The sequence below is a fragment of the Siminovitchia fortis genome, assembly GCF_003605365.2.
Taxonomy (GTDB): Bacteria; Bacillota; Bacilli; order Bacillales; family Bacillaceae_C; genus Siminovitchia; species Siminovitchia fortis.
Window position 1 is genome coordinate 1 of record NZ_QYTU02000023.1, and the last position, 16,421, is coordinate 16,421.

At 45.8% G+C, this 16,421-nt stretch carries 13 protein-coding genes, 1 tRNA gene and 1 rRNA gene; 6 read left to right on the top strand and 9 right to left on the bottom strand.

All coding sequences use genetic code 11. The annotated features are described in order from the left end of the window. Positions 1-66 precede the first annotated feature (66 nt). From D4N35_RS10975 to dnaA, 9 genes are all read right to left on the bottom strand, one after another. Positions 67-143: transfer RNA gene (locus tag D4N35_RS10975), tRNA-Ile, on the bottom strand. Positions 144-375: 232 nt separating this feature from the next. Next, positions 376-1,923 (bottom strand): 16S ribosomal RNA (locus D4N35_RS10980). 358 nt (positions 1,924-2,281) lie between these two features. Further along, positions 2,282-4,777 carry a DNA gyrase subunit A gene (gene gyrA, locus D4N35_RS10985; protein ID WP_120073482.1) on the bottom strand — a complete coding sequence of 832 codons (2,496 nt, stop codon included), beginning with the start codon at positions 4,775-4,777 and terminating at the stop codon, positions 2,282-2,284. Between the two features lie 81 nt (positions 4,778-4,858). Continuing rightward, positions 4,859-6,784, bottom strand: coding sequence for a DNA topoisomerase (ATP-hydrolyzing) subunit B (gene gyrB, locus D4N35_RS10990; protein ID WP_120073598.1), 1,926 nt, complete (start codon positions 6,782-6,784; stop codon positions 4,859-4,861). A gap of 47 nt (positions 6,785-6,831) precedes the next feature. Continuing rightward, on the bottom strand, positions 6,832-7,080 hold the full coding sequence (gene remB, locus D4N35_RS10995; protein ID WP_120073484.1) for an extracellular matrix regulator RemB: 249 nt from the start codon (positions 7,078-7,080) through the stop codon (positions 6,832-6,834). A gap of 11 nt (positions 7,081-7,091) precedes the next feature. Further along, positions 7,092-8,210, bottom strand: coding sequence for a DNA replication/repair protein RecF (gene recF, locus D4N35_RS11000; RefSeq protein WP_120073486.1), 1,119 nt, complete (start codon positions 8,208-8,210; stop codon positions 7,092-7,094). A 14-nt stretch (positions 8,211-8,224) separates the two neighbouring features. Continuing rightward, the gene (rlbA, locus tag D4N35_RS11005) at positions 8,225-8,440 is read right to left on the bottom strand and encodes a ribosome maturation protein RlbA (RefSeq protein WP_120073489.1); all 216 of its coding nucleotides are present in this window, start codon (positions 8,438-8,440) and stop codon (positions 8,225-8,227) included. Positions 8,441-8,559: 119 nt separating this feature from the next. Beyond that, the gene (dnaN, locus tag D4N35_RS11010; protein WP_120073491.1) at positions 8,560-9,696 is read right to left on the bottom strand and encodes a DNA polymerase III subunit beta; all 1,137 of its coding nucleotides are present in this window, start codon (positions 9,694-9,696) and stop codon (positions 8,560-8,562) included. A gap of 174 nt (positions 9,697-9,870) precedes the next feature. Beyond that, the gene (gene dnaA, locus D4N35_RS11015) at positions 9,871-11,220 is read right to left on the bottom strand and encodes a chromosomal replication initiator protein DnaA (protein WP_120073494.1); all 1,350 of its coding nucleotides are present in this window, start codon (positions 11,218-11,220) and stop codon (positions 9,871-9,873) included. Between the two features lie 518 nt (positions 11,221-11,738). Between dnaA and rpmH the strand changes: the two genes are divergently transcribed. From rpmH to mnmE, 6 genes are all read left to right on the top strand, one after another. Beyond that, a complete protein-coding gene (gene rpmH, locus D4N35_RS11020) occupies positions 11,739-11,873 on the top strand; it encodes a 50S ribosomal protein L34 (RefSeq protein ID WP_120073498.1) in 135 nt (44 codons plus the stop codon). Positions 11,874-12,251: 378 nt separating this feature from the next. Next, the gene (locus tag D4N35_RS18525) at positions 12,252-12,386 is read left to right on the top strand and encodes a hypothetical protein (RefSeq protein WP_268920377.1); all 135 of its coding nucleotides are present in this window, start codon (positions 12,252-12,254) and stop codon (positions 12,384-12,386) included. Beyond that, positions 12,383-12,769: a ribonuclease P protein component gene (gene rnpA, locus D4N35_RS11025; RefSeq protein WP_120073503.1), complete on the top strand. Its 387-nt coding sequence runs from the start codon at positions 12,383-12,385 to the stop codon at positions 12,767-12,769. The genes D4N35_RS18525 and rnpA overlap by 4 nt, the downstream gene beginning before the upstream one ends. Positions 12,770-12,848: 79 nt before the next feature. Then, positions 12,849-13,637, top strand: coding sequence for a YidC family membrane integrase SpoIIIJ (spoIIIJ, locus tag D4N35_RS11030; RefSeq protein WP_120073505.1), 789 nt, complete (start codon positions 12,849-12,851; stop codon positions 13,635-13,637). Beyond that, positions 13,634-14,254, top strand: coding sequence for an RNA-binding cell elongation regulator Jag/EloR (gene jag / locus D4N35_RS11035; protein ID WP_120073507.1), 621 nt, complete (start codon positions 13,634-13,636; stop codon positions 14,252-14,254). The genes spoIIIJ and jag overlap by 4 nt, the downstream gene beginning before the upstream one ends. Before the next feature lie 769 nt (positions 14,255-15,023). Next, positions 15,024-16,409: a tRNA uridine-5-carboxymethylaminomethyl(34) synthesis GTPase MnmE gene (gene mnmE / locus D4N35_RS11040; protein WP_120073509.1), complete on the top strand. Its 1,386-nt coding sequence runs from the start codon at positions 15,024-15,026 to the stop codon at positions 16,407-16,409. Positions 16,410-16,421: the final 12 nt, after the last annotated feature.

Below are 16,421 nucleotides of genomic sequence, written 5' to 3' on the forward strand. Positions count from 1 at the left end.
GCTCTCCCAGCTGAGCTAAGGCCCCATAAAGTAGAAAAACCCCATTTTAAAATACCAAATGTGGGATGGTGGGCCTGAGTGGACTCGAACCACCGACCTCACGCTTATCAGGCGTGCGCTCTAACCAGCTGAGCTACAGGCCCACTTGGATTTATATAAAAGAGTTTGACCTCTCAAAACTGAGCGAAACGAAAACGTCATTCGATTTTAGAAATGTCCAGTTGCGGCTCCTATCGACTAGCAAACTTCGCTCTTCTTCCTACGATAAGTCAACATCGATTCGCCTATCGGCTCATCGTGTTTCCTTTATCTCGTCAGAAGCGCTCCAGTTTGTACGTCGATGAACAGTCGCCTCCACATTTCAATTATCCTTAGAAAGGAGGTGATCCAGCCGCACCTTCCGATACGGCTACCTTGTTACGACTTCACCCCAATCATCTGTCCCACCTTCGGCGGCTGGCTCCTTACGGTTACCTCACCGACTTCGGGTGTTACAAACTCTCGTGGTGTGACGGGCGGTGTGTACAAGGCCCGGGAACGTATTCACCGCGGCATGCTGATCCGCGATTACTAGCGATTCCGGCTTCATGCAGGCGAGTTGCAGCCTGCAATCCGAACTGAGAATGGTTTTAAGGGATTCGCTCCACCTCGCGGTCTCGCTGCCCTCTGTACCATCCATTGTAGCACGTGTGTAGCCCAGGTCATAAGGGGCATGATGATTTGACGTCATCCCCACCTTCCTCCGGTTTGTCACCGGCAGTCACCTTAGAGTGCCCAACTCAATGCTGGCAACTAAGATCAAGGGTTGCGCTCGTTGCGGGACTTAACCCAACATCTCACGACACGAGCTGACGACAACCATGCACCACCTGTCACCGCTGTCCCCGAAGGGAAAGGCACATCTCTGCACCGGTCAGCGGGATGTCAAGACCTGGTAAGGTTCTTCGCGTTGCTTCGAATTAAACCACATGCTCCACCGCTTGTGCGGGCCCCCGTCAATTCCTTTGAGTTTCAGCCTTGCGGCCGTACTCCCCAGGCGGAGTGCTTAATGCGTTTGCTGCAGCACTAAGGGGCGGAAACCCCCTAACACTTAGCACTCATCGTTTACGGCGTGGACTACCAGGGTATCTAATCCTGTTCGCTCCCCACGCTTTCGCGCCTCAGCGTCAGTTACAGACCAAAGAGCCGCCTTCGCCACTGGTGTTCCTCCACATCTCTACGCATTTCACCGCTACACGTGGAATTCCGCTCTTCTCTTCTGCACTCAAGCCTCCCAGTTTCCAATGACCCTCCACGGTTGAGCCGTGGGCTTTCACATCAGACTTAAGAAGCCGCCTGCGCGCGCTTTACGCCCAATAATTCCGGACAACGCTTGCCACCTACGTATTACCGCGGCTGCTGGCACGTAGTTAGCCGTGGCTTTCTGGTCAGGTACCGTCAAGGCACCGGCAGTTAACCGACGCTTGTTCTTCCCTGATAACAGAGTTTTACGACCCGAAGGCCTTCGTCACTCACGCGGCGTTGCTCCGTCAGACTTTCGTCCATTGCGGAAGATTCCCTACTGCTGCCTCCCGTAGGAGTCTGGGCCGTGTCTCAGTCCCAGTGTGGCCGATCACCCTCTCAGGTCGGCTACGCATCGTCGCCTTGGTAGGCCGTTACCCCACCAACTAGCTAATGCGCCGCGGGCCCATCTGTAAGTGACAGNATAACCGTCTTTCAACCTCTCCCCATGCGGGNAAAGAAGTTATCCGGTATTAGCCCCGGTTTCCCGGAGTTATCCCAGTCTTACAGGCAGGTTGCCCACGTGTTACTCACCCGTCCGCCGCTGAATCCAAGGAGCAAGCTCCNCTTCATCCGCTCGACTTGCATGTATTAGGCACGCCGCCAGCGTTCGTCCTGAGCCAGGATCAAACTCTCATGAAGTACAGGATGTACTAATAAAGGCGTTGCCACAGGACGTGGCGAACTTAGCCTTTGCTCCCCTGAGTTTGTTTAGCTCATAAAAGCTGACTTAAAAAAATAAATTATTGACGTTTCGTTTCGTTCAGTTTTCAAAGATCAAACTTGCTTTTGCTTTCAGTCGCTCTCTTGGGCGACTTTTATATCATATCAAACTATCTTTTAGGTGTCAACTGTTTTTTTGAAAAACTTTTTTCGGTTACACCCTGTTTGGACAGCGATTAATAATATATCACCTTTTACTTGCTCTGGCAATGATTTTTTGAAACTTTTTTCGCAATCGAAAAAAACAAAAAGCGCCGGTATTCCCGACGCTCCAAATTTAAGATTCATATAACTCTTCGCCTGTGATTTCTTCGTCACTTGGGGTAGTTGAAATTTCTTCGAGCCCTTCCGTTTTTTCCACTTTCGCCACGGTAGCGACGGATTCCTCATCATCCAGCCTGATCAATATGACCCCCTGAGTATTTCTCCCGAGTATCGAAATATCTTCAACAGACATTCTGATCAGGACACCGCCTGCTGTGATAAGCATGAGGTCCTCATCGCCTTTTACCGTTTCAAGGGCAACGACTGTTCCGGTCTTTTCCGTAATATTGCACGTAATGATTCCTTTTCCGCCGCGCGATTGAATCCGATAATCCGCTGCAGGCGTCCGCTTTCCGTAGCCATTTTTAGTTACGACAAGGACAGCATGATCTTCTTCAAGGATCTCCATTCCAATGACTTCATCATCGTTGGACAAGTTGATGCCCCGCACGCCCGTTGCCGTTCTTCCCATTGACCGCACGTCAGTTTCGTGGAAACGGATAAGAAGGCCGTCTTTTGTTCCTATGACGATATTTTTGCTGTTGTCCGTCAATTTAACAGAGATCAATTCGTCATGTTCCCTGAGATTAAGGGCGATTAACCCGTTTGTTCTAATATTGGCAAAGGCGGATACCGGCGTCCGCTTCACAATGCCATGCTTTGTTGCAAAGAACAAATACCAATCTTCAAGGAACTCTTCGACACAGATGATCGTGTTGATCCATTCGCCTTTTTCGATGCCAAGCAGGTTAATGATCGGCAGCCCTTTAGCTGTTCTGCTGAATTCAGGAATTTCATACCCTTTCGCCCGATACACCTTCCCTTTGTTTGTAAAAAACAAAATCGTATCGTGGGTCGATGTTGTAATCAGATGCTCGACAAAATCATCTTCATTCGTGCCCATTCCCTGCACGCCGCGGCCGCCGCGCCGCTGGCTCCTATATGTTGAAATCGGAAGCCGTTTAATATAACCATTATGGGTGAGCGTCACAACGATATTCTCTCTTGGAATGAGATCCTCGTCTTCCAATTCGCCGAGTCCGCCGGCGACAATTTCAGTTCGGCGGCCATCATCAAAGCGCTCTTTGATTTCAAGCAGCTCTTCCCTGATGATTTCAAGAATTTTTTCCTCGTCAGCCAAGATCGCCTTTAGTTCAGCAATCAGCTTCATAAGGTTTTGATATTCTTCTTCTATCTTTTCTCTTTCCAGTCCGGTTAAGCGCTGGAGCCTCATATCAAGGATGGCTTGCGCCTGCTTTTCGCTCAGGCTGAATTGCTCCATCAAGCCCGCCCGCGCGATATCTGTAGTCTTTGATCCCCTGATCAGGCTGATGATCTCATCAATATGATCCAAAGCGATCCGGAGGCCTTCAAGAATATGGGCACGCGCTTCCGCCCTGCGCAGTTCAAATTCGGTTCTCCTTCTGATAATGACCTTTTGATGCTCCAAATAATAGTAAAGGCATTGTTTAAGATTTAAAACCTTCGGCTGGCCATCTACCAATGCAAGCATGTTAATGCCGAAGCTTGTTTGCAGGGCTGTCATTTTATACAGGTTGTTTAAAATGACATTGGCATTTGCATCTCTTCGGACTTCCATGACAATCCGCATCCCGGTACGGTCCGACTCATCCCGAAGTTCTGTAATTCCGTCGATTTTTTTCTCACGGACAAGCTCGGCGATCCGCTCGATGAGCCTTGCCTTATTGACCTGGTAAGGAAGCTCATTGACAATGATTGTCTCCCTGCCGTTCGCTTTTGTTTCAATTTCGGCTTTGCCACGCATCATGATGGATCCGCGGCCGGTTTCATAGGCCCGTCTGATCCCGCTTCTGCCGACAATCAAGCCGGCGGTCGGAAAATCAGGCCCTTGAACATGCTCCATCAATTCCTGGATGGTAATATCAGGATCCCTGCTCAATGAAATGATGGCATCAATCACTTCGCCAAGCTGATGGGGAGGAATGTTTGTTGCCATTCCGACAGCGATTCCCGATGAACCGTTGACAAGCAGATTCGGAAAACGAGAAGGCAAAACTATCGGTTCTTTTTCCGAACCATCGTAATTGGGTTTATAATCAATCGTGTCCTTATTCAAGTCTCTAACAAGTTCCATTGAAATCTTTGACATTCTCGCTTCCGTATACCGCATGGCGGCTGCCGAGTCACCGTCAATCGAACCGAAATTCCCGTGACCGTCCACAAGCAAATACCGGTAGCTGAAATCCTGGGCCATCCGCACCATTGTTTCATATACAGGAGAGTCTCCGTGCGGATGATACTTCCCGATTACCTCACCGACAATCCTTGCCGATTTCTTATACGCTTTGTCACTCGTCATTCCAAGGTCATTCATGGCATATATAATTCGGCGGTGAACCGGCTTCAGGCCGTCCCGGACATCGGGAAGGGCACGAGAAACAATAACACTCATCGCATAGTCTAAGAACGACGAACGCATCTCCTGGCTTAAATTTATTTCTTTAACGTTATCAGGCATATCTGTCATAAACTCACAACCTTCCTTCTTTAAAAAAAGCGAGTGAAGCAGCAAATTTTATTACTGCATCACTTGCTTTCAACCGACCGGTTATATATCCAGATTTTTGACATTCAAGGCATTTTCTTCGATGAACAGGCGCCGCGGCTCCACTTTTTCACCCATCAGCATGTCAAACGTTTCATCCGCGTCAATGGCGTCCTCAAGGCCCACTTGTAAAAGTGTCCTTGATTCGGGGTTCATTGTTGTTTCCCATAACTGCTCCGGATTCATCTCTCCCAAGCCCTTATAACGCTGCACACCCGGTGCCGGCTGTTTCGGCAGTTCCGCCAGGGCGGCCTCCAATTCAGCTTCGGAATAGGTGTAGATATCTTTTTTGCCTTGGCTGATTTTAAACAGAGGCGGCTGTGCAATGTAGATAAAACCCGCTTCAACAAGCGGCCGCATGTAGCGGTAGAACAGCGTCAGCAGCAAAGTCCGGATATGGGCACCGTCCACGTCTGCATCCGTCATAATGATGACTTTATGATATCTCGCTTTAGAGATGTCAAACTCTTCACCGATCCCGGTGCCAAGTGCCGTAATGATTGCCCGAACCTCGGCATTGGAGAAAATCCGGTCTAACCTTGCCTTTTCAACGTTGATGATTTTACCCTTCAATGGCAAGATCGCCTGGAAATGCCGATCGCGTCCCTGCTTGGCTGAACCGCCGGCGGAATCCCCCTCAACGATATATAATTCGCTGATCGATGCATCCCTAGAGGAACAGTCTGCCAATTTGCCGGGAAGATGGGAAACTTCCAAGGCGTTTTTACGGCGCGTCAATTCCCGCGCTTTCCTGGCCGCTAAGCGCGCTCTGGCCGCCATGGAGCCTTTTTCAACAATTTTCCTGGCCAATGACGGGTTTTCCAGTAAGAATTTCTCAAAGTGTTCAGAGAACAACGCATCGGTTATGGTGCGTGCTTCAGAGTTCCCGAGTTTCGTTTTCGTCTGTCCTTCAAACTGGGGGTCCGGATGTTTGATGGAAATGATGGCTGTCAATCCTTCCCGGACATCTTCCCCGGAGAGATTGCTGTCATTTTCTTTAAAAATTTGATTTTTACGCGCATAGTCGTTGATGACTCTTGTCAACGCAGCCTTAAACCCGGATTCATGCGTTCCGCCCTCATACGTATGGATATTGTTCGCAAAAGAGTAAATATTGCTCGCATATCCATCGTTATATTGCATCGCGATTTCAATCGATATGTCTTCACGCTCTCCCTCAATGTAGATGGGCTCTTCATGAAGCACTTCTTTGGACCTGTTCAAATGTTCAACATAAGAAATGAGTCCGCCTTCGTAATGGTACTCCTTCCTGACCGGCTCTTCCCCGCGCTTATCTTCAATGACCAATTTCAGCCCTTTGTTTAAAAAAGCCAGCTCCCGGGTACGGGAAGAAAGAACTTCAAAATCATATACCACTGTTTCCGTAAATATTTCAGGATCAGGCTTGAAATGAATCGTTGTTCCTGTTCGATCAGTGTCCCCGATGACTTTCAAATCAAAAAGAGGGACCCCGCGTTCATATTTTTGGTAATGGATTTTTCCATTCAAATGGACATATACTTCCAGTTCGCTGGACAGCGCGTTAACGACGGAGGCACCAACACCATGTAGGCCGCCGGATACTTTATAACCGCCGCCGCCAAACTTACCGCCCGCATGAAGTACCGTCAGGATGACTTCCACAGCGGGGCGGCCCATTTTTTCCTGGATGCCGACAGGGATTCCGCGTCCATTGTCCTCGACTGTGATACTGTTATCAGCTTCGATGGTAAGCACTATTTCATCACAATAGCCCGCCATGGCTTCATCGATACTGTTATCGACAATTTCCCACACGAGATGGTGAAGCCCTTTGGCACTCGTGGAGCCGATATACATTCCAGGACGCTTGCGGACTGCTTCGAGTCCTTCCAGCACCTGGATTTGATGTTCATCATACGTTTGTTCCTGCAATGCTCTATGTTCCATTGACATTGAGGATTCACCTGCACTTTCCATCTATTTCATCATGAACCTTAACCGTTTATCGGTACGCCGTTCAGCGCTTTTTTCTTTAAAGTGGCAATCGCAATGGGTGAGAGATACATACGGGTGGGAGTAATGACTAGAGATTTAAAGATGCCGTTTGAAATATTCACCGATTCGGACTTTCTTCTTTGGAGCATCTCCTGCATTCCTTCAGAATCCAGGATCGTCTGCTTATCTAAAATAGCAATGATTTCACTGGAGCGAATCATCACATCATCTCCCACATGGACATACACTGGTGTTCACCTCACTGCATTTTTGTAATAGTTCCGTTTTGCACAAAAAAACTGTCCGCTTCTTTGATTGTCTGATGGTCAATTCCGCTTGTCGTCGTTGTTGTGACAAACGTCTGGACTTTCCCCTGGATCGTGTTAAGCAAATGTGATTGGCGGTAGTCGTCCAGTTCTGAAAGTACATCATCCAATAGAAGAATCGGATATTCTCCAATTTCCGAATGAATCAATTCTATTTCGGCCAGCTTCACGGAAAGGGCGGTTGTCCGCTGTTGGCCCTGTGAACCAAATGTGTGAACATCGCGCCCGTTCACAAAAAAATTCACGTCGTCCCGATGAGGGCCGATAAGGCTGATTCCCCGTTCAATTTCCCTTTCCCTGATTGACGAAAGTTTTTCTTCAAATACGGTAATCATTTTGGACGAATCGAAAGTTTCTGATACGTCCAGAGAGGGTTTATATTGAATGCCCAGCGTTTCCAGACTTCGGGAAATGCCAGCATGAATTGGTTTGGCCCATCCTTGCAGCAGATGGATGAATTCAAATCTTTTTTGAATGATTTTGATGGCTGCACTGATAAATTGCTCATCCAAAATATCCAAAAACGTCCGGTCTGTCTGCCGTTTTGTCTGCAGCTGTTTCAAATAATGATTCCGCTGCTGCAGGATTTTTTGAAACTGTCCGATATCATAGAGATAAACCGGAGATACCTGGCCGATCTCCATATCAATAAAACGACGCCTTGTTTGGGGACTCCCTTTGACAAGACGGAGATCTTCAGGCGCAAACATGACGACATTCATATTTCCAACATAATGGCTTAATTTTCGCTGTTCTATATGATTAAATTTTGCCTTTTTCCCTTTTTTGGAAATAATTAACTGCAAAGGGACAGATCCGTTTGTCTTTTGGACCCTACCATCTATTTTAGCATAATCCTCATCCCAGCGTATCAATTCTTTATCATTGGACGTTCTGTGGGATTTCGCCATTCCCAGCACGTAGATCGCTTCCATGACATTTGTTTTGCCCTGGGCATTTTCTCCGACAAAGACATTTACTTTATTTTCAAAAGACAGTGAGAGGTGTTCATAATTCCGGTAATTTTCCAGTTCCAGTTCTACAATATACATCGGGTCAACAACCTCTAGCGGACAACAAGGAAACTTCCAACTCCTGTGATTTCAAGCAGATCGCCCTCTGCAAGCTTCCTTCCTCTTCTCTGCTCCTGCTCTCCATTCACGAGGACTGTATGCTCGCTTAAAAACCACTTGGCCATCCCTCCGGATTGAATCAGATCAGCAAGCTTCAGAAACTGTCCCAACGTAATGGTATCCGTTTCAATTTTGATTTTCGTTTCCACGTTCTCACTCTTTTCATATAAAGTAATCTGCTATCTTTATTTTACTAAAGATTTGCCTGTATGACAAAGTTTAGAAGGATTCACAATAGGAAAAAACCTGCCGAAAGCGGCAGGTTATATCAGGCAGTTCTTACAGGCAGAATCAGCTGCAGTACTGACGGATCTTCTTCCGAACGGATGATAAACGGCCTCATCGCACCTGTAAAACTGATCGTAATCTCTGTTCCATCCACCGCCCTTAGGGCTTCCATCATGTATTTTGCACTGAACGAAATCATCAGTTCTTCGCCTTCAAGGGATTCAATTGGAATCTCCTCTGAAACGTGGCCGATTTCAGGGGTGTTGGATGAAATCTCCAAAACATTTCTCCCTTGGGAAGTGAGTTTAACAACATTGTTTCTTTCTTCCCTTGCTAACAAAGAGGCACGGTCAATCGCATCGTTGAACAATTTTCCATCAAGGGTGATATTCGTTTTGTAATCGGTCGGAATCAGGCGGGAAGTATCAGGGTAATTTCCTTCCAGCCTCCTTGTGAAGAAATGGATGTTCTTCGTTTTAAAAAGTATTTGGTTTTCAGTAATAACAATATTCACGGGACGGTCGCTGTCATCCAATATTTTACTTAGCTCTATAAGGCTTTTTCCCGGAATGACCGTTTGATAGCTGACATCCCCAGGAACATCTATTGGCGAAGACTTTCTTGAAAGCCTATGACTGTCCGTTGCTACGCAAGTGAGATTCCCATTTTCTATTTGCCAGTTGACACCTGTCAAGATGGGGCGTATTTCTGAGGTGGACACCGCAAAAACGGTCTGCCTGATCATCGTTTTCAAAAGGTCACCAGGCATGGAAAATACATCCTCTTCCGATATTTGAGGAAGAAGCGGATATTCCGAAGGGTCGAACCCGTTCAAATTGAATTCCGCTTTTCCTGATTTAATCAGTATATGCTGGGAATCCTCCGCAACTATTTCCACTGTATCCATTGGGAGTTTCCTCACAATATCCCCGAAAAATCTTGCATTAAGGACGATGCTTCCCGTTTGTTTCATTTCGATTAGTTGATCGCCGTCTTCTTCAACAGGTATGAACGATTCGATTGATATATCGGAGTCACTTCCTGTAAATGTGATTCCGTTATTGTCGGCAACAATTTTTATTCCAGTCAAAATGGGTATTGTCGTTCTTGAAGAAACAGCCCTCATGACATGTTGAACACTATTAGTCAGCCGATTTCGCTGAATGGTAAATTGCATGATTCCTTCCCTCATTTCAGCCTTAATTTATTTATCTTTTTTTAAAAAAAATCGTAGTAATAGTAGTAGGGGCTGTGGATATGTTGATAAGCATGTGAATGAGTCAAAATTTCGGGTTATTCACATGTGGGCAACATGTGAAGCAAAGAGACACACTTATACACACCGTCCCCATCACGGATTTTTTAATGAATCGCGGATGCCGTTCACGATGTTTTGGAATTCTGTATCGGATTCCATCATTTTTGATATTTTTTCATAGGCGTGAATGACTGTTGTATGGTCCCGCCCTCCAAATTCTTCCCCGATCTTCGGCAGGGAGAGGTCTGTCAGTTCCCTGGAAAGGAACATGGCTATCTGCCTTGGAAAAGCGATTGATTTCGTCCTTTTTTTTGCTTTGAAGTCCTCCAGCCTGACATTAAATTCGGCACCGACTGTTTTTTGAATATCCAAAACGGTAATGGCCTTCGGCTTGGAACTGGGAATGATATCTTTCAATGCTTCGGCTGCCAGATCAGCGTTAATATCTTTATTGATGAGCGATGAATAGGCGACAACCCGGATCAGTGCCCCTTCGAGCTCCCTGATATTCGTATCGATCTGATTTGCTATGTACAGCATGGCTTCATTCGGGATGTCCAGGCCGTCCGCTTTTGCCTTTTTTCGTAGGATGGCGATTCTGGTCTCCAAATCAGGCGGGGTGATATCTGTAATCAATCCCCATTCAAACCGTGATCTCAGCCTGTCCTCCAATGTCGGTATCTCTTTTGGAGGCCTGTCGCTTGAAATGATGATTTGCTTGCTTTCTTCATGAAGAGTGTTGAATGTATGGAAAAATTCTTCCTGTGTTTGTTCTTTTCCGGCTATAAATTGAATATCGTCTATTAAAAGCACATCCACATTTCGATATTTATCTCTGAAATCAACTGCTTTATTATCGCGGATCGAGTTAATAAACTCGTTTGTAAATTTTTCGGAAGATAAATAAACCACTTTTGCCGACGGATTGTGTTCGAGTACATAATGCCCGATCGCATGAAGCAGATGGGTTTTTCCCAGACCGACGCCTCCGTATATGAAAAGCGGATTATAAGCGTTTGCGGGCGCTTCGGCGACCGCAAGCGATGCAGCATGGGCAAAGCGATTGCCTGCACCGATGACAAATGTGTCAAATGTATATTTTGGGTTGAGCATGTTCTGATATGTTTCTTCCCTTTTTATTTTCTGGATGGCGCTAGTGCTGGGTGCTGGTTCCTTTTTCAACTCTTCTTCCGCATCAGGAGGAATAATGAATTTTATATTTAAGTTTTCTCCGACCAGTTCATATAAAATTTTGGAGATCAAATCTGTATAGCGGCCTTCAAGCCAGTCTCTGGCAAACTCGTTGGGAACAGCGATTGTCATTATATCGCCTTGAAGCTCATATGCTTCAGTAGATTTCAACCATGTATCAAAACTGGGCTTACTAATCTTCTTTTCTATTTTTTCAAGCACTTTCTCCCAAAGATCAGACAGGTTTTCCAATACTTTACCTCCTTTGCTTCACATTCATACGGGACATTGGATTTCCTTTTGAGGGTCTGGTAAATGTGGAAAAGTATATATATAGTAGAAAGGGTCCTTTTCGACAATATCCACTAAATGTGGACAATAGTATCCATAGCGGGTGAATAAACAATCCACATGTTATTCACAATATGTGGATAAACCAATGAATAAGAAATGCTTTCCACAATAAAAACAATTTTATCATACCAAATAAAACATAGGACTGCAATGAACGGAGGGCATTATCCACATTATTAAATATTGCCATAAAATAAATTATCAACAGCTGCAGAATATGTGAAAAACTTGTCGATAATTGCTGTGAATATAAAAAAATGACTTCACAAATAATCCACAGGGAAAAATGAATCGGGTTCAGCAAGAGGATCGGCCAAAAAATAAAAATGAGAGGTTGACAATCAATGAATCGCATCTTTATAATTAGAAAGACTGTCTAACCTGTGATTGTTCAAATCCTCGAGGAGGTGTCATAAATGAAAAGAACATTCCAACCAAATAGAAGAAAAAGAAGCAAAGTTCATGGCTTCCGTGCAAGAATGAGCTCAAAAACCGGCCGTAGAGTTTTGGCAGCTCGCCGTCGTAAAGGAAGAAAAGTATTGTCAGCGTAGACCACTGAAACGTCTCAGTGGTCTTTTTTCTAATTAGAAAAGCACTGAATAACTGTCTAGCTCCAGCGCCTATCGACTAGCAGACTTCGCGCCTAATGTGCTCCTGCGGCGTAGCGTATTCGAGGATGTTAATCTCACCTCGTCGCAAAGCTGCACGAAGCTTACTCAAAGATGCTTCTCACGAGGTAATCAGGGTAAGCTGCTTTCCTACGATAAGTCAACATCGGCTCGCCTGCGGCTTCGCCGTGTTTCCTTTATCTCGTCAGAGGCACTCCAGTGTCTAGCTTCAGACGGCAGGGGCTCGAGGTCGCTTCGGTCAATCCAATGAAGTCAAAGAACGACTTCACTGGACTGCCCTCCGACGGACAGGATGTCCTAGTGCCACCGACGCCACAGGATGTGGCGTTTGTCGGCGGCCAGCGCTTGTCGCCCCTAAACGGCCGTCTTCCGCATTTCAGTCTGTACGTCGATGGACAGGCGCTTGCGCTTTTCTATGTTGAGGTGGATATATGAAAAAAACATATAGAATCAAGGAAAATGCAGAGTTTCAATTAGTTTTTAAAAAAGGGAAATCAGTAGCGAACAGGCAGTTTATCATATATATGCTGGAAAAAGAGGGACAGGCCCATTTCAGGATCGGCCTGTCTGTAAGCAAAAAGATTGGAAATGCGGTAACGAGAAACAGGATCAAGCGCTATATCCGCCAAGTATTCCACGAGCTTGAGGAGCAAGTGAGCCACAATAAGGATTTTGTTATCATCGCCAGGAAACCGGCGGCCGAAATGGATTATCATTCAGTGAAAAAAAGCCTGGAACATGTCCTCCGGCTTGGAAAAAGTCTGAAAAAGACAAAGCATGCGAAAAATAAACATGATTTTAATCAACAGCGACTATGAAAAGTGTTAAAATAACCGATAGACCATATCTAATTGCCCATACAGGGGTTATTTTCATACACAGGGAGGATATGAAGTTTTGAAAAAAAGAATATTACTCATGGCAGCTGTGCTTGCGCTTGTCGTAATTGCAGCCGGTTGTTCTACGTACAATAACCCTGTGCCGATTACATCTGAAAGCACTGGTTTTTGGAGCAAGTATATCGTATATCCTTTATCATGGCTGATTACAACAATTGCCGAATTTTTTGGCAATAGCTATGGTTTGGGGATTGTTATCGCTACGTTATTGATTCGTCTTGCCATCCTGCCGCTCATGATTAAACAAACAAAGAATTCAAAGGCGATGCAGGTACTCCAGCCGGAAATGCAAAAATTAAGAGAGAAGTACAGCTCTAAAGACGCTCAAACCCAGCAAAAATTGCAGCAAGAAATGATGCAGCTTTTTCAAAAACACGGCGTTAACCCCTTGGCGGGATGTTTTCCATTATTAATTCAAATGCCGATCATCATCGGTTTTTACCAGGCAATTATTAGAACAGAAGCAATTGCTACCCATAGATTTCTTTGGTTTGATTTGGGTGCACCGGATCCTTTCTATATATTACCGGTCGTTGCGGGGATTACGACGTTTCTGCAGCAAAAGCTGATGATGGCAGGTACAGAAGGCGCCAATCCGCAAATGCAGATGATGCTTTATATCATGCCGGTCATGATTATGGTTTTTGCAATCAATTTTCCAGCAGCGCTTTCTTTATACTGGGTAGTCGGTAATATTTTTATGATCGTTCAGACGTATTTTATTAAGCCGCCGGTCGTTGAAGGGACAGCGGCCAACGATGGAAAGGTGAGGGGAGCTAAAAAGTGAGACAAGTCACTGCAACCGGATCAACCGTGGAAGAAGCAGTACAATCGGCTTTGGCTCAACTAGAGACTACAGAAGATCAAGTAGAAATCAAAATTATTGACGAAGGAAAAAAGGGACTATTCGGGCTGTTTGGGTCGCGCCCGGTTGTCGTTGAAGTGACGGCAAAGCCGGGCGCTGTCGAATCAGCGGAACAGTTTTTACAAAACATCGTGAAAAATATGGGAATTGAAGCGGAGATCGACATTGTCGAAAAAGACGGGCGAAATGTCATGTTCAATATTTCAGGAGAAAAAATGGGGCTGCTGATCGGAAAGCGGGGGCAGACCCTCAATGCCCTGCAATATTTGACGCAGCTTGTAGCCAACCGCCATTCATCCCATTACATAAGAGTGATCCTGAATCCGGAAGATTATCGGGACAGGCGGAAAGAAACGCTCGTACGTCTTGCCGAAAGGCTTGCATCCAAAGCAACTCAGCTGGGCGAGCCCGTTTCATTGGAGCCCATGCCCAATTACGAACGAAAAATCATACATACAGTGCTTGCTGAAAACGAAGATGTCGAAACGATTTCCAGAGGGGAAGAGCCGAATCGATATGTCGTCATCCAGCCGAAATGACATCTCCCATATGCGGGAGGTGTTTTTTTTGTTGTTAGGAAATTATAAAATGCTCAGGTTGTAAGTAACTTATTTGTCACTTAGTGCTGCGTCCGGCTCCAGCGCCTATCGACTAGCAGACTTCACGCTTCTTCCTACGATAAGTCAACATCGCTCCGCTCCGCTGCGCGTGTTTCCTTTATCTCGTCAGAAGCGCTCCAGTCTGTACGTCGATAAACAGGCGCTTGCGCCTTTGTTCTGTTTGAGGAATTCCAATAAGTCCGGGCAAGCTTGATGAAAGTTTAGAAGGGTGCCGTCAAGAAGAAAGAGGAAATCAATAGGATATACGGAGATTATGACTGTCAGAGCGGCTGAACGCTGCTCTTAGTAAGGAATTGGAGGCAATTGGGCCTGAAAGAAAATAAGGTCCCAACAATATGATGTTATTTTTTTGTTAAAACGTAACCGTGCTGCATTGTTATTCACATGTGGATAAGCTAAAATAAAGAGTACGGCTTTTTAGCTTGTGGATAAAACCTGATGTTTTGGACGAAAATTTTATTGTGGATTAAAGAAAAGCGCAAGCGCCCGTTTAGCGACGTACAAACTGGAGTACTCCGCAATGAGATAAAGGAAACGCGGCGACGAAGGAGCCGATGTTGACTTATCGTAGGGGAGGAGTGCGAAGTTTGCTAGTCGCTGGGCGCTGGAGCTGGACAAAGCACAATAATTTTATACGAATATCTTTAAAAAAATTTGTACTTATTTTTTAAAAAAAGTGGTGAGCAAGATGGATTTTGATACGATAGCAGCCATTTCCACGCCGCTCGGCGAAGGCGGAATCGCCATCGTCCGGATCAGCGGGGAAGAAGCGGTTGATATAGCGGAAAAAATCTTTCGAAGCGCAAGCGGAAAGAGCTTGAAAGAAGCTGCCTCCCATACGATTCATTATGGCCGGCTCATCCAGCCGAAAACAGAGGAAACGATAGAGGAAGTAATGGTAAGCGTCATGAGGGCACCGCGGACTTATACGAAAGAGGATGTAGTGGAAATCAACTGCCACGGCGGGATGGTGTCCGTCAACCGCGTACTTCAATTAGTTTTAAACAATGGGGCCAGTCTTGCTGAACCTGGGGAATTCACCAAAAGGGCATTTCTTAATGGAAGAATCGATTTATCCCAGGCAGAAGCTGTCATGGATCTGATCCGGGCGAAAACGGACAAGGCAATGAATGTGGCACTTGATCAAATGGAAGGGCGCCTTTCCAAATTGATTACTGCATTGCGCCAGGAAATTCTCGAAACCCTGGCACATGTGGAAGTGAACATTGATTATCCTGAATATGATGATGTGGAAGAAATGACGCACCGCATGCTGACGGAAAAAGCGGATCATATTCAAAAAGAGATAAACAAATTACTAAAAACGGCTGAACAAGGTAAAATATTGCGTGAAGGACTGTCGACGGTCATTATCGGCCGGCCGAATGTCGGAAAGTCATCATTGCTGAACAGCCTCGTTCAGGAAAATAAAGCCATTGTTACAGATGTTCCTGGAACAACAAGGGATGTCATTGAAGAATATGTGAATGTTCGCGGAGTACCTTTGCGCCTGGTGGATACAGCGGGTATTAGGGAAACGGAAGATATAGTGGAAAGAATCGGTGTCGAGCGGTCAAGGAAGGTCCTCAAGGAAGCGGATCTTATTTTGCTTGTGTTGAATTCGGCAGAGCCGTTCACTCCGGAGGATAAGCAGCTGTTTGCAGCTGTTGAAGGCATGGATGTCATTGTCATCGTCAATAAGACGGATTTGCCAAGGAAAATAGATATGGAACAAGTCAAAAAAGTCGCAGGCAAGCATCGGATCATTACTACTTCATTGCTACAGGAAGAAGGGATTGACGATCTGGAGCAGGGGATAGCCGATATGTTTTTCCATGGGGAATTGGAAGCCGGCGATATCACGTATGTTTCAAACAGCCGCCATATCGCCCTTTTGCATCAGGCGCTTCAGGCGATCGAAGATGTGCAGGCAGGCATTGCGGCGGGCACTCCGATTGACATTGTCCAAATCGATATGACGAGGACGTGGGAACTGCTTGGTGAAATCATTGGAGACACGGTACAGGATAGTTTGATCGATCAGCTATTCTCGCAATTTTGTTTAGGGAAATAATTTAAAGGAGGT

Excerpts from the sequence above, each read along its gene's own strand:
- gyrA (WP_120073482.1), bottom strand. The coding sequence starts at position 4,777 with ATGACAGATATGCCTGATAACGTTAAAGAAATAAATTTAAGCCAGGAG.
- gyrB (WP_120073598.1), bottom strand. The coding sequence starts at position 6,784 with ATGGAACATAGAGCATTGCAGGAACAAACGTATGATGAACATCAAATC.
- recF (WP_120073486.1), bottom strand. The coding sequence starts at position 8,210 with ATGTATATTGTAGAACTGGAACTGGAAAATTACCGGAATTATGAACAC.
- dnaN (WP_120073491.1), bottom strand. The coding sequence starts at position 9,696 with ATGCAATTTACCATTCAGCGAAATCGGCTGACTAATAGTGTTCAACAT.
- rpmH (WP_120073498.1), top strand. The coding sequence starts at position 11,739 with ATGAAAAGAACATTCCAACCAAATAGAAGAAAAAGAAGCAAAGTTCAT.
- rnpA (WP_120073503.1), top strand. The coding sequence starts at position 12,383 with ATGAAAAAAACATATAGAATCAAGGAAAATGCAGAGTTTCAATTAGTT.
- mnmE (WP_120073509.1), top strand. The coding sequence starts at position 15,024 with ATGGATTTTGATACGATAGCAGCCATTTCCACGCCGCTCGGCGAAGGC.